Annotated in this window: 20 protein-coding genes and 1 pseudogene; 1 reads left to right on the top strand and 20 read right to left on the bottom strand. The window is 73.1% G+C overall.

Annotation, left to right across the window (positions count from 1 at the left end; all coding sequences use genetic code 11):
- Nucleotides 1–61: 61 nt before the first annotated feature.
- The 17 genes and pseudogenes from whiG to proS all read right to left on the bottom strand — a co-directional run bounded on the left by whiG (nucleotide 62) and on the right by proS (nucleotide 14,291).
- Nucleotides 62–898 carry an RNA polymerase sigma factor WhiG gene (gene whiG, locus AB0D01_RS21395; protein WP_363057509.1) on the bottom strand — a complete coding sequence of 279 codons (837 nt, stop codon included), beginning with the start codon at nucleotides 896–898 and terminating at the stop codon, nucleotides 62–64.
- Between the two features lie 209 nt (nucleotides 899–1,107).
- Complete coding sequence (gene dprA / locus AB0D01_RS21400) at nucleotides 1,108–2,301, bottom strand: DNA-processing protein DprA (RefSeq protein ID WP_363057511.1); 1,194 nt, start codon at nucleotides 2,299–2,301, stop codon at nucleotides 1,108–1,110.
- A complete protein-coding gene (locus AB0D01_RS21405) occupies nucleotides 2,298–3,923 on the bottom strand; it encodes a YifB family Mg chelatase-like AAA ATPase (protein WP_363057513.1) in 1,626 nt (541 codons plus the stop codon). Before AB0D01_RS21405 ends, dprA begins: the two co-directional genes overlap by 4 nt.
- The gene (locus tag AB0D01_RS21410; RefSeq protein ID WP_363057515.1) at nucleotides 3,923–4,294 is read right to left on the bottom strand and encodes a YraN family protein; all 372 of its coding nucleotides are present in this window, start codon (nucleotides 4,292–4,294) and stop codon (nucleotides 3,923–3,925) included. The genes AB0D01_RS21405 and AB0D01_RS21410 overlap by 1 nt, the downstream gene beginning before the upstream one ends.
- Nucleotides 4,295–4,447: 153 nt before the next feature.
- Nucleotides 4,448–4,756 (bottom strand): DUF2469 domain-containing protein, encoded by a 309-nt coding sequence (locus AB0D01_RS21415; RefSeq protein WP_003965949.1) that lies wholly within the window; start codon nucleotides 4,754–4,756, stop codon nucleotides 4,448–4,450.
- A gap of 55 nt (nucleotides 4,757–4,811) precedes the next feature.
- Nucleotides 4,812–5,315, bottom strand: a complete 504-nt coding sequence (locus tag AB0D01_RS21420; protein WP_363057610.1) for an NUDIX hydrolase — start codon at nucleotides 5,313–5,315, stop codon at nucleotides 4,812–4,814.
- A 106-nt stretch (nucleotides 5,316–5,421) separates the two neighbouring features.
- Nucleotides 5,422–6,213 (bottom strand): signal peptidase I, encoded by a 792-nt coding sequence (gene lepB / locus AB0D01_RS21425; protein WP_363057517.1) that lies wholly within the window; start codon nucleotides 6,211–6,213, stop codon nucleotides 5,422–5,424.
- Nucleotides 6,214–6,257: 44 nt separating this feature from the next.
- Entirely contained in the window at nucleotides 6,258–7,154 is an 897-nt protein-coding gene (gene lepB / locus AB0D01_RS21430) for a signal peptidase I (protein ID WP_363057612.1), read from the bottom strand.
- Nucleotides 7,102–8,166: pseudogene (lepB, locus tag AB0D01_RS21435) on the bottom strand (signal peptidase I); the annotation flags it as partial. The pseudogene lepB (AB0D01_RS21435) and the gene lepB (AB0D01_RS21430), both read right to left, overlap by 53 nt.
- Before the next feature lie 211 nt (nucleotides 8,167–8,377).
- On the bottom strand, nucleotides 8,378–9,106 hold the full coding sequence (gene lepB, locus AB0D01_RS21440; protein WP_363057519.1) for a signal peptidase I: 729 nt from the start codon (nucleotides 9,104–9,106) through the stop codon (nucleotides 8,378–8,380).
- A 44-nt stretch (nucleotides 9,107–9,150) separates the two neighbouring features.
- Nucleotides 9,151–9,501 (bottom strand): 50S ribosomal protein L19, encoded by a 351-nt coding sequence (rplS, locus tag AB0D01_RS21445; protein ID WP_007266830.1) that lies wholly within the window; start codon nucleotides 9,499–9,501, stop codon nucleotides 9,151–9,153.
- 133 nt (nucleotides 9,502–9,634) lie between these two features.
- Nucleotides 9,635–10,456 (bottom strand): tRNA (guanosine(37)-N1)-methyltransferase TrmD, encoded by an 822-nt coding sequence (gene trmD, locus AB0D01_RS21450; RefSeq protein ID WP_363057521.1) that lies wholly within the window; start codon nucleotides 10,454–10,456, stop codon nucleotides 9,635–9,637.
- The gene (rimM, locus tag AB0D01_RS21455) at nucleotides 10,456–11,025 is read right to left on the bottom strand and encodes a ribosome maturation factor RimM (RefSeq protein ID WP_363057523.1); all 570 of its coding nucleotides are present in this window, start codon (nucleotides 11,023–11,025) and stop codon (nucleotides 10,456–10,458) included. Before rimM ends, trmD begins: the two co-directional genes overlap by 1 nt.
- Nucleotides 11,026–11,105: 80 nt before the next feature.
- Nucleotides 11,106–11,345: an RNA-binding protein gene (locus tag AB0D01_RS21460; protein WP_030011889.1), complete on the bottom strand. Its 240-nt coding sequence runs from the start codon at nucleotides 11,343–11,345 to the stop codon at nucleotides 11,106–11,108.
- A gap of 2 nt (nucleotides 11,346–11,347) precedes the next feature.
- Entirely contained in the window at nucleotides 11,348–11,785 is a 438-nt protein-coding gene (gene rpsP, locus AB0D01_RS21465) for a 30S ribosomal protein S16 (protein WP_363057525.1), read from the bottom strand.
- A gap of 294 nt (nucleotides 11,786–12,079) precedes the next feature.
- Complete coding sequence (locus AB0D01_RS21470; protein WP_363057527.1) at nucleotides 12,080–12,676, bottom strand: hypothetical protein; 597 nt, start codon at nucleotides 12,674–12,676, stop codon at nucleotides 12,080–12,082.
- Between the two features lie 202 nt (nucleotides 12,677–12,878).
- Nucleotides 12,879–14,291: a proline--tRNA ligase gene (gene proS, locus AB0D01_RS21475; protein ID WP_363057529.1), complete on the bottom strand. Its 1,413-nt coding sequence runs from the start codon at nucleotides 14,289–14,291 to the stop codon at nucleotides 12,879–12,881.
- Nucleotides 14,292–14,422: 131 nt separating this feature from the next.
- Between proS and AB0D01_RS21480 the strand changes: the two genes are divergently transcribed.
- A complete protein-coding gene (locus AB0D01_RS21480) occupies nucleotides 14,423–15,112 on the top strand; it encodes a methyltransferase type 11 (RefSeq protein WP_363057531.1) in 690 nt (229 codons plus the stop codon).
- Between the two features lie 27 nt (nucleotides 15,113–15,139).
- On the opposite strand, the gene ftsH is transcribed toward AB0D01_RS21480, so the two are convergent.
- From ftsH to AB0D01_RS21495, 3 genes are all read right to left on the bottom strand, one after another.
- Complete coding sequence (ftsH, locus tag AB0D01_RS21485) at nucleotides 15,140–16,963, bottom strand: ATP-dependent zinc metalloprotease FtsH (protein ID WP_363057614.1); 1,824 nt, start codon at nucleotides 16,961–16,963, stop codon at nucleotides 15,140–15,142.
- A 316-nt stretch (nucleotides 16,964–17,279) separates the two neighbouring features.
- Nucleotides 17,280–18,848 (bottom strand): signal recognition particle protein, encoded by a 1,569-nt coding sequence (ffh, locus tag AB0D01_RS21490; RefSeq protein ID WP_363057532.1) that lies wholly within the window; start codon nucleotides 18,846–18,848, stop codon nucleotides 17,280–17,282.
- Nucleotides 18,849–18,985: 137 nt separating this feature from the next.
- Nucleotides 18,986–21,427: a [protein-PII] uridylyltransferase gene (locus AB0D01_RS21495; RefSeq protein ID WP_363057534.1), complete on the bottom strand. Its 2,442-nt coding sequence runs from the start codon at nucleotides 21,425–21,427 to the stop codon at nucleotides 18,986–18,988.
- Between the last annotated feature and the right edge of the window lie 6 nt (nucleotides 21,428–21,433).

Below are 21,433 nucleotides of genomic sequence, written 5' to 3' on the forward strand. Positions count from 1 at the left end.
GAATCCTGGGCACGTCACCACTGTACGGAGGGTGCGCAAGGTCGGTCGCGGCGTCGGCCGCTCACCGTCCGACATCGGCAAGTTTCGCCCGGAGCTGGAGGACCGATTTGGTGTGGATCTGGCTGACGCGGCTCTCGGTGACGCCCAGCACGTTGCCGATCTCGGCGAGGGTCAGGCCCTCGTAGTAGTAGAGGGTGACCACGGTCTTCTCCCGCTCGGGGAGGGTGTTGATGGCCCGGGCGAGGAGGCGGCGCAGCTCGCGGTCCTCGGCCACCTCCACCGGATCGTCGGCGGCGTGGTCCTCCAGGGTGTCCATCAGGGAGAGGCGGTCCCCGCCCTCGCCGCCGACGTGCAGCAGCTCCTCCAGGGCGACCACGTTCGCCAGGGACAACTGGCTGAAGACGGTGTGGAGTTCCTCCACGCCGATGCCCATCTCGCTCGCGACCTCGCTCTCGGTCGGGGTGCGCCGCAGCTGGGCCTCCAGGGTGGCGTAGGCCCGTTCGACGGAGCGCGCCTTCTGGCGCACCGAGCGCGGGATCCAGTCCAGGGCGCGCAGCTCGTCGATCATCGCGCCGCGGATCCGGGTGATGGCGTACGTCTCGAACTTGATGGACCGTTCGATGTCGAACTTCTCGATCGCGTCGATCAGGCCGAAGACGCCGGAGGAGACGAAGTCGGCCTGTTCGACGTTGGGCGGAAGGCCCACGCTGACCCGGCCGGCCACGTACTTCACCAGGGGCGAGTAGTGCAGGATCAACTGCTCCCGCAGCCGCTCGTCACCGGATTCCTTGTATGAGCGCCAGAGGACCTCCAGGGACGAGGGCGCGGTGGACCGCTCGCTGCCACGGGCAGCGGGGGGCACCGCGGCGCGGTCGGACCCTGAGGTGTGCTGGGGCATGCTTCGCCTTTGCCGGAGCCGGATTCCTTGGGAGCGTAGCGTGACGGAAGTGTCGCGGTGCGCGAAGAGTACGGGATCGCGCGGGGGCCCCGGGGCGCCGCGGCTCGCGCGGACGACCCGGGACCGGCGCCTCGCGCACGGTCCCGGTGGCTGTGACCGGGAGGACCGCGTCTCTCATCGCCTTCACTCTTTCACCGGAACGCCCCAGGTCAACGAGCGCCTCGCCGGGCGGCGGCGGATTGCACCCCCGGTCCGGCCGCCGGCCTGGTCAACCGCCAGCCGTCGCCCTGCCGTTCGACGAACCCCAGAGAGTGAAGTTCGTACAGTCTGCCGATGACTTCATCGGTTCCGGTGCCGGCCGCGAGGGCGATCTCGTCGAGGTCGACGGGCCGCCCGGCCGGGAGCGCCTCCAGCACCCGCGCGCACTCCCGGCCCAGGAGGTCGCGGGGCAGGACGGGGCCGCGCCGCTCGGGGGCCAACTCCCCCATCTCGCCGACCAGTTCGATGATCTCGGCGGGGTCCGTGACCAGTGCCGCCTCTCCGCGCAGCAGCTCGTGCACCCCCGTCGAGAGGCCGCTGGTGGCGGGGCCGGGGACGCCCATGGTCAGGCGCCCCAGCCGTTGGGCCCGGCGGGCGGTGACCAGGGAGCCGCTGCGGTGGGCGGCCTCCACGACCACCGTCCCCCGGGTCAGGGCGGCGATCACGCGGTTGCGCAGGACGAAGCGACTGGCGGTGGGGTGGCTGCCGGGAGGCAGTTCGCCCAGTACCAGCCCCTGGCGGGCGATGCCGTCGAGGAGCGCGGCGTGTCCCCGGGGGTAGGCCACGTCCACCCCGCAGGCGAGCACCGCGGCGGTCGCGCCCCCGGCTCCGAGGGCCCCGCGGTGCGCCGCGGCGTCGATCCCGTAGGCGGCGCCGGACACCACCACCCAGCCCCGCTCGGTGAGCCCCGCGGCGAGGGTCTGCGCCATGTGCGCCCCGTACGGAGTACACGCGCGGGCTCCGACCACGGCCACGGAACGCAGCGCCCAGGTCCGCAGGTTCGGGGTGCCCCGCAGCCACAGTCCGACGGGGCGGGCGTCGCCGAGGTCGTCGAGCTGGGTCGGCCACTCCGGGGACCCGGGGCAGACGAACCGGCCGCCCGCCCCGGCGACGCTCGCGAGGTCGCGGCGGGGGTCGGCGAGGGCGGCCCGCCTGCGGTATCCGGCGAGCCGCTGCGGGCCCACGCCGTCCAGGCCGGCGGGCCTCGGGTCCTCCGCGGTGAGCCGGCGCATCACCTCCTCGGCGCCGAACTCCCGCAGCCAGCGCCCGCCGTGCTCGTCCCCCGGCTCCAGTACCCGGGTCAGCGCGGCGCGGGCCAGGAACGCGCGGTCGGGCCCGGGATCCACCCGCGCGTCGGCGCTCATGCCGCCGCTCCGGGGTCCAGGGGCGTCCCGCGGGCGATCCCGGTGCGCAGCTCCAACGCGACGGCCACGTCCTGCGCGTCGGGCCGGTCGCGCCCGCGCAGATCGGCCACCGTCCAGGCGACGCGGAGCACCCGGTCGAGCCCCCGGGCGGTGAGCAGACCGCGCTCCATGTCCCGCTCAGCCCGGGCCAACGCCCCCGGTCCGGCCGGCCTGCGGGTGCGCAGTTCGTGGCCCGGGACCTCGGAGTTCAGTCGCCAGGGGGTGCCGTCGAGCCGGGCGGCGGCGCGCTCGCGGGCTTCCCGGATCCGGTCCGCGACGACCGCGGTGGCCTCCCCCCGGCCGCCGCGCCCCAGCAGGTCGGAGCGGGTGACGGGCTCGACCTCGACCCGGAGGTCCACCCGGTCGAGCAGCGGCCCCGACAGCCGGGCCTGGTAGCGGCGGACCACCGACGCGGGGCAGTCGCAGCCGGTGCCGTGCAGGGTGTGGCGTCCGCAGGGGCAGGGGTTCGCGGCCAGCACCATCAGGAACCGGGCCGGGAGCCGCACCACCCCCGCCGCGCGGGCGATGACGACGTGCCCGGATTCCAGCGGCTGGCGCAGGGCGTCCAGCGTCCTCGGGCTGAACTCCGGGGCCTCGTCGAGGAAGAGGACGCCGCGGTGGGCCAGGGACACCGCGCCGGGCCGGGGCACCCCGGCCCCTCCGCCCACCAACGACTGGGTGGTCGCCGAGTGGTGCGGGGCGCAGTACGGGGGCCTGGTGACGAGGGGTTCGCCGGGGGGCAGGATGCCCGCCACGGAGTGGACGGCGGAGACCTCCAGGGAGTCCCGCCGGTCGAGCGGGGGCAGGAGCCAGGGCAGCCGCTCGGCGAGCATCGTCTTGCCGGCGCCCGGGGGTCCGCTGAGGTGGAGGTGGTGGCCTCCGGCGGCCGCCACCTCCAGGGCGCGGCGGGCGTACCCCTGGCCGGCGACGTCGGCCAGGTCGGGGAAGTCCCCGCTCTCGCCCCGGCCGCGGGCCAGGCCCGTACCGAGACCGGCTCCCGGGACTGCGAGGCCCGCGAGCATCGGGTCGGGCCCGTCCCGCGGGCCGGTCGGCTCCTCCTCGGGCACCACCCCGTCGGTCAGGACCGCGATGAGCTGGCGCAGGCTGCGGACGCCGAGCACCGAGACGTCGGGGACGAGCGCGGCCTCGGCGGCGCACTGCTGCGGCACCACCACCTGCCGGTAGCCGGCCTCCGCGGCGGCGAGTACGGCGGGCAGGATGCCGCGCACGGGGCGGACCCGGCCGTCGAGGCCGAGCTCCCCGATCAGGACGAGGTCGGCGATGGCCCCGGGGTCGACGACCTCGGCGGCGCCGAGGACGGCCGCGGCGACGGCGAGGTCGAAATGGGCTCCGGACTTGGGCACGGAGGCGGGGCTGAGCCCTACGGTGAGTTTCTTCTGCGGCCACGCGGCGCCGGAGTTCGCCACCGCGGCCCGGACCCGGTCGCGGCTCTCCACGAGGGTCTTGTCGGGCAGTCCCACCAGGGTGAAGGCGGCGACTCCCGGCTCCAGATCGGCCTGCACCTCCACCACTACGCCGTCGACGCCCACCAGGGCGACCGAGCAGGCCCGCGCGAAGCCCATCACGCCACCCCCCGCGCGTGCTCCACGAGGGCCGCGCCCCGGCGGGGCAGTACGACGCCGACGAGGTCGATCCGCACCCCGCCCGGCGGCGGCCCCCCGTGGTCGGCGAGCCAGCGCGCGGCGAGCAGGCGCAGCCGTTCGGCCTTGCCCGCCCGGACGGCGGCCATGGGGTGTTCGAAGAGCCCGCCGCGGCGGGTCTTGACCTCGCACACGACGAGGGCGTCCCCGTCGCGCGCCAGGATGTCGATCTCACCGGCGCGGCAGCGCCAGTTCCTGGCGATCACCGTCATCCCGGCCTCGGTCAGCCGGCGTGCGGCGAGGTCCTCGCCGTAGCGGCCCAACGCCTGTCGTGCCACGCCCTTCGCGTTCATTCGGCACCACCTCCGGCACCGACCATCCCGCTTCCCCGCCCACCGTGTGGATCTTGGTGGACAACCGGGGCGTTGTGGACAACCCGCTCACCCGTGCGGGTGAGACGGCCCGGGCACCGCCCGGCCCGCTCCCCCCTGCGCCCGCCCGGTGGCTCAGCCGCCCGGCAGTTCGAGGTCGCTCTTGTTGAGCTCCTCGATGTTCACGTCCTTGAAGGTCAGGACCCTCACCTGCTTCACGAAGCGGGCGGGCCGGTACATGTCCCAGACCCAGGCGTCCGCCATCGAGACCTCGAAGAAGACCTCGCCCTGGACCGAGTGCACCTGCATCTCGTAGTCGTTGGTGAGGTAGAAACGACGTTCCGTCTCGATCACGTACTTGAACAGCCCGACGACGTCGCGGTACTCCCGATAGAGCTTCAGCTCCATCTCGGTCTCGTACTTCTCGAGGTCCTCGGCGCTCATGGCATGTTCCCCTTCAGCCGTGCGTCCCCCTATTGTGCGCCGGCGCCCCCCGCCCCTAAACGATTTCCGGGGCGAGGACCACCGGAACACCCGGAGGACCGTCGTCGAGCAGTGTGCGCAACAGCTCGGCGAGTCTGGTCGGGTACACCGTCTCACGCGTCGCGGACAGTTCCTCGGAGGTCCACCATCTCGCCCCCGTGACGCTGCGCCGTTCCAGCTCGGTCAGGCCGCCCATCTCGGTCGCGGTCTGCTCGGTCCGGGCGAGGAAGTACCGCTCGTCCTGCTCCCAGCGCCTGCCGTCGAAGGGGAAGGCGCAGTACCGGTGCCACAGCACCGGCCCCAGGTCCACCTTCGTGATGCCCGTCTCCTCCGCGAGCTCGCGCAGCGCCGCCCGCTCGTGCGTCTCGTCGCCCTCCAGCCCGCCGCCGGGCGTGAACCACCAACTGGTGGTGGGATCGTCCGGTTCGAAGCCGTGGAGCAGCAGGATCCGGTCCTCGGGATCCAGCAGGATCACCCGGGACACCTCGCGCCGGCCCGCGCCGCTCGACCCGTCGTCCATCACGGCGCTCCCCTCGACCTCGTGCGGCCCATCGTCCATTGGGATGCCCCCCTCGGCCTCGTGCGACCCGTCGCCCATCGGGGCTCCCTCCTCGTCCTCGTGCGGCTCAGCGGGCATCGGCGCGCTCCCGTCGGCGTCCGCCGCCCAGGGCCCGTGCCAGCGGCCCGTACGCGGCCCCCAGCAGGACCAGCGCGGCGCCGACCACCACCGCGATCACCTGGAGGCGCAGCGGACCGGGTCGGGAGGTTCCGCCGGGCAGCGCCTCGAAGGCCTTCGGCCGGTCCAGCATCCGCGCGTCCGGCCACGCCAGCGCGTCGACCCGGGCGTCGACCGCGGAGCGGGGCACAGTGCCCTGACCGGCCTCCTGGAGGTGCGAGCGGGAATCGAGCGAGTTCCCGCGCCGGTCGCCGAGCAGGAAGAGGTTCCCCTCGGGCACGGTCACCTCGAACACGGTGCCGGAGGCGGCGGTCCTGCCCGGCGTCGTGGTGTCCGCCGGCGCGATGTACGGCTCGTCGATCTCCGTGCCGTTCACGGTCAGCCTGCCGTTCGGGCCGCAGCAGCCCACCCGGTCGCCGCCGACGGCGACGACCCGCTTGACCATCGGCGTGGCGCTCCACGCGGCGTCGGTGAAGACGACCACGTCCCCGCGGCGGACCTCGGAGCCCTCGATCCGCTGTGCCAGCACCCGGTCCCCGGGGTTCACCGTCGGCGCCATCGAGTCCGTGGGCACCGTGTACGGCTGGTACAGCAGGGCTCCCCAGGCGAATCCGCCGACGAACAGCACGAAGCCGATGGCCACGACGATCCCCGACAAGACGTTGCCGAGGCCGCCGCGGCCATCACGGGTACCGCGTCTGGAGTTGTTACCGCTTGTCCCTCTTGCCTGCGTACCGCCCATTGCAGCGCCCCCACACCTCGGAGATCGTCGGCCTGGGCGGCACCCTACCCGGCGGTACGTCCCTTGGTCAGCCTCCGCCGGCGCCACAGGACGACGGGCACCGCGCCCGCCAGTCCGAGGGCGGCCGGGCCGAGCCCGACGGGCGCCAGTCCGGCGGCGTCCAGGCCCAGCGCGGCCGCCTTGACCTGGTTGCCGATGCCCGGCTGGTCGTAGGTGTCGGGGACGGGCAGCGTCGACCAGCGGGTGACCGGCCAGGCGACGACGACGGCACGGCCGACGACCTTGTCCACCGGCACGAAGCCCTGGGTGGAGTCCTGCATGTGGTAGCGCGAGTCCCGGGAGTTCTGGCGGTGGTCGCCCATCACCCAGATCTTGCCCTTGGGCACGGTGAGGGGACCGAAGGGCGCGTCGTCACACGGGGTGTTCCCGGGGAAGATGTACGGCTCGTCGAGCGCCTTGCCGTTGACGACGACGGGTCCGCCCTTCTTGCACTCGATGGTGTCCCCGCCGATGGCGATCGTGCGCTTGATCAGGTCCTTCTCCTCGGCGGACGGCATGAGGCCGATCCAGCTGAGGGCCTTCTGCGCGAGGTTCGGCTCCGGGGTGGGCTCCCCGTCCAGCCAGCCCGCCGGGTCGTGGAAGACGACGACCTCGCCGCGCTCGGGCTCCGACCCGAACCAGGGGGTCAACTTGTCCACCAGCACGCGGTCCCCGCGCTGCAGGGTGTTCTGCATCGAGTCGGACGGGATCGAGAACGCCTGGACCAGGAAGGTCTTGATCAACAGGGCGAGCAGCAGGGCGATACCGATGAGGAGCGGAAGCTCCTTCCAGAAGGAGCGGTGCGCGCCTTCGGCGTCCTCGCCCTCCTCGGTTTCGTGATCGACGGCATCGTCCGGCCGCTCCTCGCCTTCGTCGCGTCCGGATCGCGCGCCCACCGCCACGTCCCCCACATCCACTCCTCGTTCGGAAAAATCGCCGCCCACGCCGAAACAGACGAGGGCCCTCCCCTCCCTTAACGAGCGGGAGTTCCCTAAGGCGCGGGAGACCCAGGACACACTATGCGAACGGCGTGCCCCGACGGCGCCGGCCGGCCTCGCGCCGCCGACCGTTCCGTACCGGATCGGGCACGGTGAGGAAGATCGCGGGCTGTTCCAGCCTCCGCCAGTGGTCGAACGGCCAGGCGATCACCACGGCCTGTCCCACCACGCCATTCTCGTCGATCGTCCCCTCGAACGCCTCGTCGAGGTGGTAGCGGGAATCGGACGAGTCGGCGCGGTGGTCGCCCATCACGAAGAGCCGGCCCTGCGGCACGGTGACCTCGAAGCGGATCTCCGAGGGCGCGTTGCCGGGTGACACGTAAGGCTCATCGAGCGGCGCCCCGTTGACGGTGACCCGGCCCCGGGCGTCGCAGCACTTGACGGTGTCCCCGCCGATGCCGATGACCCGCTTGATCAGGTCCTGCTCGTCGGCGGAGGGCAGCAGACCGATGAAGGTCAGCGTCTGCTTGATCTGCTTGACTCCGATGGGGTCGGGGGCGGAATGGGCCGCCTCGCCCCTGAGCCAGCCCCCGGGGTCGCGGAAGACGACGACCTGGCCGCGTTCGACCTTGGAACCGAACCAGGGGGTCAGCTTGTCCACCAGGACGCGGTCGCCGATCCGGATCGTCTGCTCCATCGATCCCGACGGGATGAAGAAGGCCTGGACGAGGAAGGTCTTGAGGACGAGCGCGATGCACAGCGCCACTCCGACGAGCAGGGGCAGTTCGCCGACCCGCCTGGTACGTCGACGCCGGCGCACCTTGCGGGCCGTGCGGCGCCGCTCGGCCCGCCCGCCCGGCTCCACGGCGGCGTCGTCACCGCCGGAACCGGCAGCGCCCGGGGCCCCGGGGTTCCCGCCCGCACCCCCGCCCGCGTCCCGACGACCCGCTTCCCGGTCCGCGTCTCGCCCCCGCACCCGTCCGGACGGCCGCCCGGACGTCGGATCCGAAGGCCGCCCGGAGCCCGGGGCCCGGCCCCGGCCCGGCTCCCGCCCGTGCGGCCCACCCGCCTCCGCGCCCGGCACCGCGCCCGTCTCCGCGCCCGTCTCCGCGCCCGGCTTCCGCTCCGGCCCGCGCGCCGGCTCCTGCCCGGGTCCGCGCCCGCGTCCGCCCCGGGGACGCCCCCGGCTACCCACGGGATCCCCCGGACCCCGGCCCCGGTTCGGGCAGCGAACCCCAGCGCGACACCGGCCATCCCAGCCAGTCGACGCGCCCGACGACCTTCTCCACCGGCACCATCCCCCCGCCCGGCTCTCCCAGGTGGTCGCGCGAGTCCCGGGACTGGGACCGGTGGTCTCCCATGACCCACAGGGTGCCCAGCGGAACGCGGATCCGGAAGGGCACCTTCGAGGGGGTGTCCCCGGGGAAGAGGTAGGACTCCGTCACGGGGACGTCGTTGACGCGGATCCGGCCGTCGGTGTCGCAGCAGACCACGTCGTCGCCGCCGACCCCCACGACCCGCTTGACGAAGTCGGTGTCGGCGGGCTCCGCAAGTCCGAGCGCCGAGAGCGCCCCGTGCAGGGCCTCGCCGACGGGATTGCCCCCGACGCCCTCCCGCACGAAGGAGCCGGTGCCGTCGAAGACCACCACGTCGCCGCGCTGGGGCCGGTCGCCGAAACGGTACGCCAGCTTGTTCACCAGGACCCGGTCGCCGACCTTCAGCGTCGGCTCCATCGAGCGGCTCGGGATCAGGAACGGCTGGACGACGAAGTTGCTCAGCAGCAACAGGAAGACGGCGCACGCCCCGCCGAGCAGCCCCGCACGCCGCCAGGACCCGGAAAACACGAAACGCGACCTCCCCTCCCCCTTCTCGGGGGAGGAGTGGCCGCGCTGTGTGAGCTCTGCTTCGGTGTCCATCGGGGGCGAGCCTATCCGGCCGCCTCCGGGATCCGGAGAGGAGATCAGCGGTCGCGCTTCTCCTTGATCTTCGCGGCCTTGCCGCGGAGCTCACGGAGGAAGTACAGCTTGGCGCGACGCACGTCACCGCGGGTGACGAGCTCGATCTTCTCGAAGATCGGGGAGTGGACCGGGAAGGTACGCTCCACGCCGACGCTGAAGGAGACCTTGCGGACGGTGAAGGTCTCGGAGACGCCAGAGCCCTGGCGACGGATGACAACGCCCTTGAACTGCTGGATACGGGAGCGGTTGCCCTCGATCACGCGAACGTGCACGTTGATCGTGTCACCGGGACGGAACGCCGGGACGTCCGAGCGCAGGGAGGCGGCGTTGACGCCATCGAGCAGGTGAGACATGTTGTTCGTCTGCTTTCTTCGCACGACGCCACAGGTCGCCGGTGCGGATTTCCGTAGAGAATTCGGGAGCCGTGTCACGTCGCGGGCGACGGTCCCCCTGTGGCAGGGGCGCACGCGAGCACACAGCAGCCGCCTATTCTTCCACGGCCTGCGGCCTGCGCCAAAATCGACCGTCGGAGGTCGGACGCCAGCCCAGGATGCTCAGGATCTCCCGGTCCTTCTTGTCGAACGCGGAGGCCTCGCAACGCTCGATCAGGTCGGGCCGGTTGCGGGCCGTCCGGCGGAAGGCCTCGTCCCGGCGCCAGCGGGCGATCTTCCCGTGGTGCCCGCTGAGCAGCACCTCGGGGATGCCCCGACCGCGCCACTGCGGGGGCTTGGTGTAGACGGGGCCTTCGAGCAGGTTGGCCATCTCGCCGGGGGCGAAGGAGTCGTCCCGGTGCGATTCCGCGTTGCCGAGGACGCCGGGCAGCAGCCGGGCCACGGCCTCGGTGATGACCAGGACGGCGGCCTCGCCGCCCGCCAGCACGTAGTCGCCGATGGAGACCTCGTACACCGGCATGCGCGTCGCGTACTCGTCCATGACCCGGCGGTCGATGCCCTCGTAGCGCGCGGGGGTGAAGACGAGCCACGGCCGCTCGGAGAGTTCGACGGCCAGTTCCTGGGTGAAGGGCCGCCCGCTGGGGGTGGGGACGACCATGACGGGGCCGCGCGCCCCGGACTCGTAGCCGTCGGCCAGGGCCGCGTCCAGGGCCTCGCCCCACGGCTCGGTCTTCATGACCATGCCGGGGCCGCCGCCGTAGGGGGTGTCGTCGACGGTGTTGTGCCGGTCGTACGTCCACTCCCGCAGGTCGTGCACGTGTACGTCGAGCTGCCCGCGCGCCCTCGCCTTGCCGACGAGGGAGACGTTCAGCGGCTCCAGGTACTCGGGGAAGATGGTGACGACGTCGAGCCGCATCAGGCCTCGTCCCCGGACGGCGCGCCGGCCTCGGCGTCACGGGTGGAGACGACCTCGGCGCGGTCGTCGATCAGACCGGGCGGCGGGGTGATGACGCACCGCTGCTCCTCCAGGTCGATCTCGGCCACGATCTCCTCCACGAAGGGGATCATCACCTCGGTGCCGTCCGGGCGCTCCACGATGAACAGGTCCTGCGAGGGCAGGTGCGAGATCTCGGTGATCCGGCCGACCTCGGTGCCGTCCTCCAGCACCACGTCCAGGTCCATCAGCTGGTGGTCGTAGTACTCGTCGGGCTCCTCCGGCAGCTCCGTCGGGTCCACGTCCGCGATCAGCAGGGTGTTGCGCAGCCCCTCGGCGCCGGTGCGGTCCTTGACGCCCTCGAAGCGCAGCAGGAGCCGGCCGCTGTGCACCCGGCCCGTCGCGACGGTCAGCGGACCCGTCGACGCCGGATCGGTGCGCAGGACGGCGCCGGGCGAGAGCCTCAGCTCCGGCTCGTCCGTACGCACCTCGACGGTGACCTCACCCTTGATCCCGTGGGCGCGGCCGATCCGCGCGACAACCAGCTCCACTGTCTCTCTCCTGTTCAGACGACGACGGGCCGGGGCGGGCAACGTGTGCCCTCCCCGGCCCGTGCCGGTGATTCAACTGCTCAGCGGACCTGGTCCACGTCGACGAGGTCGACGCGGATCCCCCGGCCGCCGATGGCGCCCACGACGGTACGCAGCGCACGCGCGGTGCGGCCGTTGCGGCCGATCACCTTCCCGAGGTCGTCGGGGTGCACCCGGACCTCGAGCACCTGGCCGCGACGCAGGTTGCGCGAGGCGACCTGCACTTCGTCGGGGTTGTCCACAATGCCCTTTACGAGGTGCTCAAGAGCCTCCTCGAGCATGATCAGGCCTCGGTCGACTCGGCGGCGGCGTCAGCCTCGTCCGCCTTCTTGTCGGCCTTCTTCTTCTGCGTGATGGCCTCGCCCTTGGCCTCGCCGATGCCCTCGAGGGCCTTGGCGAACTCGTCGAAGGAACGACGCTTGTCTTCCTTCGTCGCCGGCTGGAGCAGCGGCGCGGGGGCCGGGAGACCCTTGTGGGCCTGCCAGTCACCGGTGAGCTTCAGGATGGCGAGGACGGCCTCGGTCGGCTGGGCGCCGACGGACAGCCAGTACTGCGCGCGCTCGCCGTTGACCTCGATGCGCGAGGGGTTGTAGGTCGGCTGGTAGATGCCGATCTCCTCGATCGCGCGACCGTCCCGGCGGGTGCGAGCGTCGGCGACGACGATGCGGTAGTGCGGGGAGCGGATCTTGCCGAGGCGCTTGAGCTTGATCTTGACTGCCACTGGAGTGGTGTCTCCTGAACTTGACGTGGTTGGGCACTTTGAGATGCCACGTGGGGTTGCGGTACTCGGATGCCCGATGGACGCGTCAGCCGGAGGAGAGAGGGGTCCTATGCGACTGTCGAGTACAGCTGTCCATTGTGCCATACGCCCACGGCACGCCCGCCCGCGCGGGGTCGGGAGGTCCGGCCGGGCGGACCTCCCCGCGTCCGGGTGACACCCGGGCCCGCGGCGGCGCGCGGACCCGGCGGCACGATCGCCCTCACGGCCCTGCGCCCCGTCGTCGTGCCGGCGGCGTCAGGAAGCCGCCGCGGTGGCGACCTCCGGGATCCGGAAGGGCTTCATGCAGCCGCCGCACACGATCGGCGCCTGGGCCAGTACGGAGGGGACCACGCGCACGTTGCGCCCGCAGTCGCAGACGGCCTTGACGCGCACGCCGCCGCCCGAGGATCCGTGCCGGGCGGCCGGACCGCGGAAGCTGCGCTTGGTGTCGGCCGCGGTGGCGACCGTATGGGCCTTCAGGGCGCGCTGGAGCCGCTCCATGGTGGGGCGGTAGCGCTTCTTCGCCTCGGGGTTGAGGGTGACCAGCGAGAAGCCGCTGCTGGCGTGCGGCTCGTCGGAGTGGTCCAGCCCCATCTCCTCGGCGATCGCGAGGAATCTGCGGTTGTGGTAGCGGCCGGCTCGCGAGGTGTCCCGGACGCCGCGGGCTGCGGCGATTCCGTGGACTGCCTCGTGCAGCAGTCGCTCGAAGGAGAGCGCCGCGCCACAGGCGGACGAGGACTCTCCGATCAGGGACTCGGGCGCGGCAAGGTCAGGCAGCTCGGGGTGGTACCGCTGAATGTCGGCCCACGCCTGCGCCAGCTCTGCGGCGAGAACAGGTGGTGTCGTGCTCACGTCGTGACAACGAGCCGAGGGGCCTCGGTGTTCCGATTCCGGGCCATTCCAAATTTTTTGCACGTACCAGTCAGTTCACTCTGATGCGTCCTGACGAGGACGGGTGCGTCGATCCCAGGAGGAGTCGGTACGTAACGCCGACGGACAAAAACCAGCCCCCGGCGTGCGGCCGTTCGCCGCGCGCCGGGGGTGCCGGTGTCGATCAGTAGGAGCGCGCGACGATCGCGAGCGTACCGGGGGCGTCGTCGGCCGTCGGCACGGACCCGTCCTCGGCGATCAGGCAGCGTACGGAGACGGCCTGCTCGGCCAGCTTGGCCTCGCCCTCGGGACCCAGGTCGGCCCACGGGATGCGCGCCCAGCCGCCGGCGACGGCGGCCTCGGCGGCCTCCTCGATGGTCGCGACGTCCGTGGTGCGGGACTCGCGGCGCTCGCGGGACTCGCGCAGCAGCTGCGCCTGGTCCTCGTCGAGGACCTTGGGCAGCAGGTCGGCGAGCTCGTCGATGTTGACCGGGGTCTTCCCACCGGGGATGCGGCGGGCGAGCATCGCGGTGCCGGCCTCCAGGTCGCGGGGGCCGATCTCGATGCGGACCGGTACGCCCTTGAGCTCCCAGTCCACGGCGCGGCGACCGAAGGGGGTGTCGACGCGGTCGTCGACGAACACGCGCAGGCCGGCGGCCTTCAGGCGGTCGCCCAGCTCGCGGACCTTGGCCACGGCCTCGTCGCCCTTGATCGCCATGACGACGACCTGGACGTGCGCCAGGCGCGGCGGGACCCGCAGACCGTTGTCGTCGCCGTGGGACATGATCAGACCGCCGACCATGCGGGTGGAGACGCCCCAGGAGGTCTGCCAGACGAGCTCCTGCTTGCCCTCCTTCGACAGGTACTGCGTGTTGAAGGCCTTGGCGAAGTTGGTGCCCAGCTCGTGGCTGGTGCCCATCTGGAGGGCCTTGCCGTCGCCCATCATGCCCTCGAGGGTGAGGGTGTTGATGGCGCCGGCGAAGCGCTCCTTGGCGGTCTTGCGGCCGAGCACGACGTCGATGCCGAGCACGTTCTTCATGAAGTCGCCGTAGACCTCGGTGTGGATGCGCGCGGCGTAGTCGCGGGCGTCCTCGTACGTGGCGTGGGCCGTGTGGCCCTCCTGCCAGAGGAACTCGCTCGTGCGCAGGAAGACGCGGGGGCGCATCTCCCAGCGGACCACGTTGGCCCACTGGTTGATCAGCAGGGGCAGGTCGCGGTAGCTCTGGACCCACTTGGAGAAGTAGTCGTTGATGATCGTCTCGGAGGTGGGCCGGACGACGACCGGCTCCTCCAGCTCCTTGCCGCCGCCGTGCGTGACGACCGCGAGCTCGGGCGCGAAGCCCTCGACGTGCTCCGCCTCACGGGTCAGGTAGGACTGCGGGATGAACAGCGGGAAGTAGGCGTTCTGCGCGCCGACGCCCTTGATGCGGGCGTCCATCTCCTGCTGCATCCGCTCCCACAGGCCGTAGCCGTACGGTCGGATGACCATGGTGCCGCGGACCGGACCGTTGTCGGCCAGCTCGGCCTTGTTGATCAGATCCTGGTACCAGCGGGGGAAATCCTCCGCCTGCGGGGTGAGAACGGGTGCCTTTGCCATGGCGCGAATGGTACGGCGCCCGGCGCGTCGAGCGTGAATCGGGTGGCGCGCTCCTATGGACGCGGGGGCGAATGGGGAGTTCTCTGGCAACGGGGGCAAGGGGGCGAGACGGAATCAGGAGCGCTCTTTCGATGACACCGACGCCGACGGCGACGCTCGTCGCCCGGGACTGGGCGGAGATCCAGGAACGGATGCTGGTACCGCTGTACGAGGCGGTCTACGACCGGCTGGAGATCGGGCCGGGCGACCGGCTGCTGGGTTTGGACTGCGGGGCCGGACTGGCCCTGCTGCTGGCCGCCGGGCGCGGGGCCGCCGCCACGGGTGTGGAGGCGGATCCGGCGCGCCGGGCCCTCGCGCGCGAGCGGCTGTTGGAGGTGGTGGCGGCTCCCCCGGTGCCCACGGCGCCCGGAGCGCGCCCCTACGACGTCCTGCTGGCCTTCTCGCCCGCCCCGGGGGCGCTGGCCGCGGCCCTGCCGACGGTGCGCCGGGGCGGTGCGGTGGTGCTGGCCGACTGGGGCCCGGCGGAGCGGTGCACGGTCCCGGCGGTGCTGGGCGGCGGCCCGCGGGCCCGGGACCTCGACGCGGCCGTGGCGCGGGCCGGGCTGGTGCCGGACGGCTCGGGGCGGGTGTTCTGCCCGTTCGGGTACGCCGACGCGGACAGCGCCGTACGGGGCCTGCTGTCGACGGGGCTCTACGACGGCGCGGCCGATCCGGCCCTGGCGGAGAAGGAGCTCGCGGAGGCGCTTCACCCGTACGAGCGGACCGACGGCGCCGTCTGGCTGCCGAACATCTTCCGGTACGTCGTCGCCCGGGTGGCGTAACGGGCCCGGGACGGCCGACCGCCCGGGCTACTTGATCAGCCGGGGGATGCCGGCGGCCTCGTACGCGGCCCGCTCGTCCAGGGTCTCGTTGGCGAGCAGCGCCTCGGCGAGGGCGTCGAGTTTGGGGCGGTGCTCGCGCAGGAGGCGGCAGGCCTCCTCGTAGCACTCGTCGACGATCCGCCGCATCTCGTGGTCCACGGCGTCGAGGGTCGCGGGGGCGGCGGAGAGCCCGTAGGCGCTCTGGGCGTCGGAGGGGATCGCCGTGAGCCGGCCGATGCGCTCGCTCATGCCCCAACGGCCGACCATGCCGCGGGCGATGTTGGTGACCTGTTCGAGGTCGCTCTCGGCGCCGGTGGTGATCACGTCGTAGACCACGTGCTCGGCGGCCATTCCGCCGAGGGCCCCGATGATCCGCCCGCGCAGGTAGGGCTCGGTGTACGCGTAGCGGTCCGCGTCCGGGGTGGACAGGGTGACGCCGAGCGCCCGGCCCCGGGGCACGATGGTGATCTTGCGTACGGGGTCGGCGCCGGGCTGGACCATGCCCAGCAGGGCGTGGCCGCCCTCGTGGTAGGCGGTGCGGCGGCGCTCCTCCAGGGGCATGACCAGGGGGCGTTCGGCGCCGAGCTGGACCTTCTCCAGGGCGTCGGAGAGGTCGGCCTGGGTGACGGCGTCCTGCTTGCGCTTGACGGCCAGCAGGGCGGCCTCGTTGGCCAGGTTGGCGAGTTCGGCGCCGGTCATGCCGGGGGTGGTGCGGGACACCTGCGCGAGGTCCACGTCGGGCCCGAGCGGGATGTCGCGGGTGTGGATGCGCAGGATGGCCTCGCGGCCGGCCTTGTCGGGCGGGGAGACGGCGACCGTGCGGTCGAAGCGTCCGGGGCGGGTGAGGGCGGGGTCCAGGACGTCGGCGCGGTTGGTGGCGGCGAGGACGACGACGCCCTCGGAGCCGGAGAACCCGTCCATCTCGGTGAGGATCTGGTTGAGGGTCTGCTCGCGCTCGTCGTGGCCGCCCATGGCCGCCGAGCCGCCGCGGGCCCGGCCGATGGTGTCGATCTCGTCGATGAAGATGATCGCGGGGGCCACCTTGCGGGCCTCGGAGAAGAGTTCGCGGACCCGGGAGGCGCCGACGCCGACGATCATCTCGATGAACTCGGAGGCGGAGGCCGAGAAGAACGGCACCCCGGCCTCGCCCGCGACGGCGCGCGCCAGCAGGGTCTTGCCGGTGCCGGGCGGGCCGGCGAGCAGGACGCCGCCGGGCATGCGGGCGCCCATGCGGTGGTATTGCTGCGGGTTCTTGAGGAAGTCGACGACCTCGCTCAGCTCGCCCTCCACCTCGTCGATGCCGGCCACGTCCTCGAAGGTGGTGCGCTTGCCGCCCTCCAGCTCGACGGGTTTGGGCGGGGTCTTGCGGCCGAGCGCGCCGGCGCCGCCCATGGCGGATCCCATCCGGCGGGCGATGAGCAGCCACAGGCCGACCAGGAGCAGCATCGGGGCGAGCGAGATGAGCAGGTTGGCGAGGAAGCTGCGCTGTTCGACGACCGGGGAGGCGGTGACGGTGACGCCCTTGGAGGTGAGGCCGGCCCAGAGCTGGTCGTCGGCGAAGGCGGGGCGCTGGGTGACGAACTTGGTGTAGTCGCCCTTGCCTCCGGGGACGGGCCGCGCGCTCTTGAGCTCGCCCTGGATGGCGTCGCCCTTGGAGTAGATCTTGGAGACGTTGCCGTCGGTCACCTGTTTGCTGAACTCGGTGTACGAGATCGTGGGTCCGTCGCCCTCGTTGAAGAAGGACAGGACGACGTTGGTGATCAGGTAGACGATCAGGGCGGCGAGGATCAGTCCGCGCCAGCCGCCGGGCATCTTCTTCTTGGGCGGCGGGGCGGGCGGGGCGCCTTCCGAGCGCCAGGGGGTGTCGGCCCGGTCGCGCGGCGGTACGGGGGTGGGGCTGGGCACGGGGCCTCCTTATGCCGTCCTCCCGGCCGACCATAAGCGACAAATCGACTGCCTGCCCGCGCGGGGACGGAGGGCCGGGGCCGACGCCCACCGGGGCCGGGGGCCGACACCTTCCGGGGTGGGGGGCCGGGAAAGGCCGAGGGCCCCGGCCGGGGGGACCGTATCGGTCACCGCCCCGGCCGGGGCCCTCGCGCGCGACGCGTGCCCGCCGCGCCCGTCCCCGCTACTTCATGAACTTCTTGAACTCGTCCGGCAGGTCGAAGTCCTGGCCCGGCTGACCGCCGCCCGCCGGGAGGCCGAACGGGTTGCCGGCGGGCTCGATCGCCTGCGGACCCTGTTCGCGCCGGGCCGCGGCCGCGGCCTCCTCTTCCTTGCGCTTCATCGGGTTGCCGCTCTTGCGCTTGCCCTTGGCCTGCTTGACCTGCTTCTTCTGCCGGCCGGGGCCGCCGCCCATGCCCGGGATGCCGGGCATGCCGGGCATGCCGCCGCCCTGGGCCATGCGGGACATCATCTTGCGGGCCTCGAAGAAGCGCTCGACCAGCGCCTTCACGGCGCTGACCTCGACACCGGAACCCTTGGCGATACGGGCGCGGCGCGAGCCGTTGATGATGTGCGGGTCCTGGCGCTCGGCCGGGGTCATCGACTTGATGATCGCGGCCGTGCGGTCCACGTCGCGCTCGTCGATGTTGTTGATCTGGTCCTTGATCTGGCCCATGCCCGGCAGCATGCCGAGGAGCTTGGAGATGGAGCCCATCTTGCGGACCTGCTCCATCTGGGCGAGGAAGTCGTCGAGCGTGAACTCCTTCGGCCCCTTCGCCAGCTTGGCCGCCATCTTCTCGGCCTCGGCCTGGCTGAAGGTCTTCTCGGCCTGCTCGATCAGGGTGAGCATGTCACCCATGTCGAGGATCCGGCCCGCCATGCGGTCGGGGTGGAACGCGTCGAACTCGTCGAGCTTCTCGCCGTTCGAGGCGAACATGATCTGCTTGCCGGTGACGTGCGCGATGGAGAGCGCGGCACCACCGCGGGCGTCGCCGTCGAGCTTGGAGAGCACGACGCCGTCGAAGCCCACGCCGTCGCGGAAGGCCTCGGCCGTGTTGACCGCGTCCTGACCGATCATGGCGTCGACGACGAAGAGGATCTCGTCGGGCGAGACCGCGTCGCGGATGTCGGCGGCCTGCTGCATCAGCTCGGCGTCGATGCCGAGGCGACCGGCGGTGTCGACGATGACGATGTCGTGCTGCTTGGTGCGGGCGTACTCGACGGAGTCCTTGGCCACCTGGACCGGGTCGCCGACGCCGTTGCCGGGCTGCGGCGCGTAGACCGCGACGCCCGCGCGCTCGGCGACGACCGAGAGCTGGTTGACGGCGTTGGGGCGCTGGAGGTCACAGGCCACGAGCAGCGGGGTGTGGCCCTGGCCCTTGAGCCAGAGGCCGAGCTTGCCCGCGAGGGTGGTCTTACCGGCACCCTGGAGACCCGCGAGCATGATCACGGTGGGGGCGGTCTTGGCGAAGCGCAGGCGCCGCGTCTCGCCACCCAGGATCGTGACGAGCTCGTCGTTCACGATCTTGAGGACCTGCTGGCCCGGGTTCAGGGCCTTGCTGACCTCTTCACCGCGCGCGCGTTCCTTGACGTTCGCGATGAAGGCGCGGACGACCGGAAGGGCGACGTCGGCCTCGAGGAGCGCGATACGGATTTCCCGGGCCGCGGTGTCGATGTCAGCCTCGGACAGCCGGCCTTTGCCGCGCAGGCCCTTGAAGGTATTCGCCAAGCGGTCGGAGAGCGTATCGAACACGGTGGTCGCGATTCCTCGGGTCGGGGGTGTTGTGGTCGCCCCCAGGGTATCGGGCCGCCGGGCGGGCCCGCCCCCGACCGTCGCGAAGAAGGTACGGGGGCGATCCCGCCGGGCGGTGTCCGGGCGGGCGGGGGCGCTCAGCCCAGGGCCTCCTGCACCCTGCGGGCCAGGGCGCCGGCCTCGGGCGGGGGCAGGGGCTTGCCGTCGGCGTCCACCACGTAGAGGGTGTCGACGGCGTCGGCGCCCAGCGTGGAGACGTGCGCGCTGCGCACCCGCACGCCGGCCGATTCCAGGGCCCGCCCGATGCGGTGCAGCAGGCCGACCGCGTCGGGGGCCCGCACCTCCAGGACGGTGGCCAGCGAGGAGACGTCCGGGACGGCCGTGACGCGGGGCGGCGGCGGGACCACCCCGCGCCGCCTCGGGTACGCCGCCTCGCGGTCCGCCAGCTTCGCCGGGACGTCGAGGGAGCCGTCCAGGGCCCGTACGAGGTCGCGGCGCAGCCGGGAGGCCTCGGGCAGGGCGCCGAACTCCGCCGCGACCCGCCACCGCAGGACGAGGACCTCCCCCGGCAGGTCGGACAGCTCCAGGGAGCGCAGGTCGGCCGCCCGTACGGTCAGCCGGTGCAGGGCCAGCACCCCGGCCACCGCCGGGAGCACCCCGGGTTGGTCGGGGACGGCGACGACGAGTTCCACCCCGACGGCCTCGTCCTCCTCCCTGCGGGCGTGCAGCGCGAGGACCGGCTCCCCGGTGCGCAGCGCCTCCACCGCGAGCCGTTCCTGGTCGGTGGTCGGGATCTCCGGTTCCGGGGCGGCGGGCGGGGCCCCGCTGAGGACGGCGGCCACCCGGGCCACGAGGTCGGCGACGAGGGAGGCCCGCCAGGTGCTCCAGGCGGCCGGGCCGGTGGCGAGGGCGTCGGCCTCGGTGAGGGCGTGGAGGATCTCCAGCGTGCCGGTGGACCCGACGGCTTCGGCGACGGCCCGGACGGTGGCGGGGTCGTCGAGGTCCCGCCGCGTGGCGGTGTCGACGAGCAGCAGGTGGCGGCGTACGAGCGTGCCCAGGACGGCGGTGTCGGCGGCGTCGAAGCCGAGGCGGACGGCGACGTCGCGGGCGATGGTCTCGCCGGCCACCGAGTGGTCGCCGGGCCATCCCTTGCCGATGTCGTGCAGCAGGGCCGCCATCAGCAGCAGGTCCGGGCGGCCGACCCGACGGGTCAGGGCCGAGGCCCGCACGGCCGTCTCGATCAGGTGCCGGTCCACGGTCCAGGTGTGCACCGGGTTGCGCTGCGGCCGGCACCGTACGCGTTCCCAGTCGGGCAGCAGCCGGGCGATCAGCCCCTCGGCCTCCAGGGCCTCCCACACCCCGACGGTCGGCTCGCCCGCGCCCAGCAGGGTGACGAGCTGTTCCCGGGCCTCCGCCGGCCAGGGCACCGGCAGCGGCCGGGCCTGCGCCGCGAGCCGGCGTACGGCGTGGAGCGAGACGGGCAGCCCCGCCTGCGCCGCGGCGGCGGCGAAGCGCAGGGGCAGGACCGGGTCCCGGTCGGGGCGGGCGGCCAGGGCGAGGACGGCCTCCCCGTCGGACTCGACCACCCCTTCGGCCAGCGGCGCGCGCTCGGCCGCCGGGACCCCCCGTGTCCCCAGCAGCCCGCGCAGCCTCGGCCGGGCGGCCCGCGCCCGCAGGACCCGACCGACCTCGCGCCAGGTGACGTCGCCCGCGTACGCGACGACGCCCGCCGCCTCGTACACCTCGCGCAGCAGGGCGTCGGCGTCGAGCATCCCCAGCCGGGCGGCGACCTGGGGCTGTTCCTGGAGGGCGAGCCGGTCGGTCGCCCGGCCCGTCACCAGGTGCAGGGCGTCCCGGGCGTCGAGCAGTCGCCGCCGGGCCTCGGCCAGTCCCTCGCGCGGGGCGTCGGCCAGCCAGGACGCGGCGACGGCCCGCAGCGCCGTGACGTCCCGCAGGCCGCCGCGGGCCTCCTTGAGGTCGGGTTCCAGCAGGAAGCGCAGTTCCCCGGAGCGTTCGGCCCGCTCCCGGCACAGGGCGTGCAGCGCGGGCAGCCGCTTGGCGGCCTGGTTGCGCCAGTCGGCCAGGATCGAGGTGCGCAGCCCGGCGAGGAGCCCGGCGTCCCCGGCGACGAGCCGCGCGTCGAGCAGGCCGAGGTGGGCCTTGAGGTCCTCGGCGGCGGTGCGGCGGGCCTCGGCGGGGGTGCGTACGGAGTGGTCCAGCGCGAGGCCGAGGTCCCACACCGGGTACCAGAGCCGGTCGGCGAGCGCGGCCAGCGCGCCCGGGTCGGCCTTGCCGTCGTGCAGGAGCAGCAGGTCCAGGTCGCTGCGCGGGGAGAGTTCGCCCCGGCCGTAGCCGCCGACGGCGACGAGGGCCGCGCCCCGTACGCCGCTGTCGCGGGCGGCCGGGGCGAACAGTCCGGTCAGCCAGCGGTCGGTGAGCCCGGACAGGGCGGAACGCCGGGCGGGCCCGGGCCGCGACTCCTGTCCGAGGAGTCGCAGCCGGGCCTCGGCGTATCCGCCGGCTCCCGAGCCGTCCGGTCCTTCGACCGGGTCGGTGGTCGTGTTCTCGACACTCGTCACCCAGGA

Source organism: Streptomyces sp. NPDC048606 (genome assembly GCF_040650855.1).
Taxonomy (GTDB): Bacteria; Actinomycetota; Actinomycetes; order Streptomycetales; family Streptomycetaceae; genus Streptomyces.

Excerpts from the sequence above, each read along its gene's own strand:
- whiG (WP_363057509.1), bottom strand. The coding sequence starts at position 898 with ATGCCCCAGCACACCTCAGGGTCCGACCGCGCCGCGGTGCCCCCCGCT.
- rplS (WP_007266830.1), bottom strand. The coding sequence starts at position 9,501 with ATGTCTCACCTGCTCGATGGCGTCAACGCCGCCTCCCTGCGCTCGGAC.
- AB0D01_RS21480 (WP_363057531.1), top strand. The coding sequence starts at position 14,423 with ATGACACCGACGCCGACGGCGACGCTCGTCGCCCGGGACTGGGCGGAG.
- dprA (WP_363057511.1), bottom strand. The coding sequence starts at position 2,301 with ATGAGCGCCGACGCGCGGGTGGATCCCGGGCCCGACCGCGCGTTCCTG.
- lepB (WP_363057517.1), bottom strand. The coding sequence starts at position 6,213 with ATGGGCGGTACGCAGGCAAGAGGGACAAGCGGTAACAACTCCAGACGC.
- trmD (WP_363057521.1), bottom strand. The coding sequence starts at position 10,456 with ATGCGGCTCGACGTCGTCACCATCTTCCCCGAGTACCTGGAGCCGCTG.
- AB0D01_RS21415 (WP_003965949.1), bottom strand. The coding sequence starts at position 4,756 with ATGAGCGCCGAGGACCTCGAGAAGTACGAGACCGAGATGGAGCTGAAG.
- ftsH (WP_363057614.1), bottom strand. The coding sequence starts at position 16,963 with ATGCCCGGCGGCTGGCGCGGACTGATCCTCGCCGCCCTGATCGTCTAC.
- AB0D01_RS21410 (WP_363057515.1), bottom strand. The coding sequence starts at position 4,294 with ATGAACGCGAAGGGCGTGGCACGACAGGCGTTGGGCCGCTACGGCGAG.
- AB0D01_RS21405 (WP_363057513.1), bottom strand. The coding sequence starts at position 3,923 with ATGGGCTTCGCGCGGGCCTGCTCGGTCGCCCTGGTGGGCGTCGACGGC.
- lepB (WP_363057519.1), bottom strand. The coding sequence starts at position 9,106 with ATGGACACCGAAGCAGAGCTCACACAGCGCGGCCACTCCTCCCCCGAG.
- AB0D01_RS21420 (WP_363057610.1), bottom strand. The coding sequence starts at position 5,315 with ATGGACGACGGGTCGAGCGGCGCGGGCCGGCGCGAGGTGTCCCGGGTG.
- AB0D01_RS21460 (WP_030011889.1), bottom strand. The coding sequence starts at position 11,345 with ATGCTCGAGGAGGCTCTTGAGCACCTCGTAAAGGGCATTGTGGACAAC.
- proS (WP_363057529.1), bottom strand. The coding sequence starts at position 14,291 with ATGGCAAAGGCACCCGTTCTCACCCCGCAGGCGGAGGATTTCCCCCGC.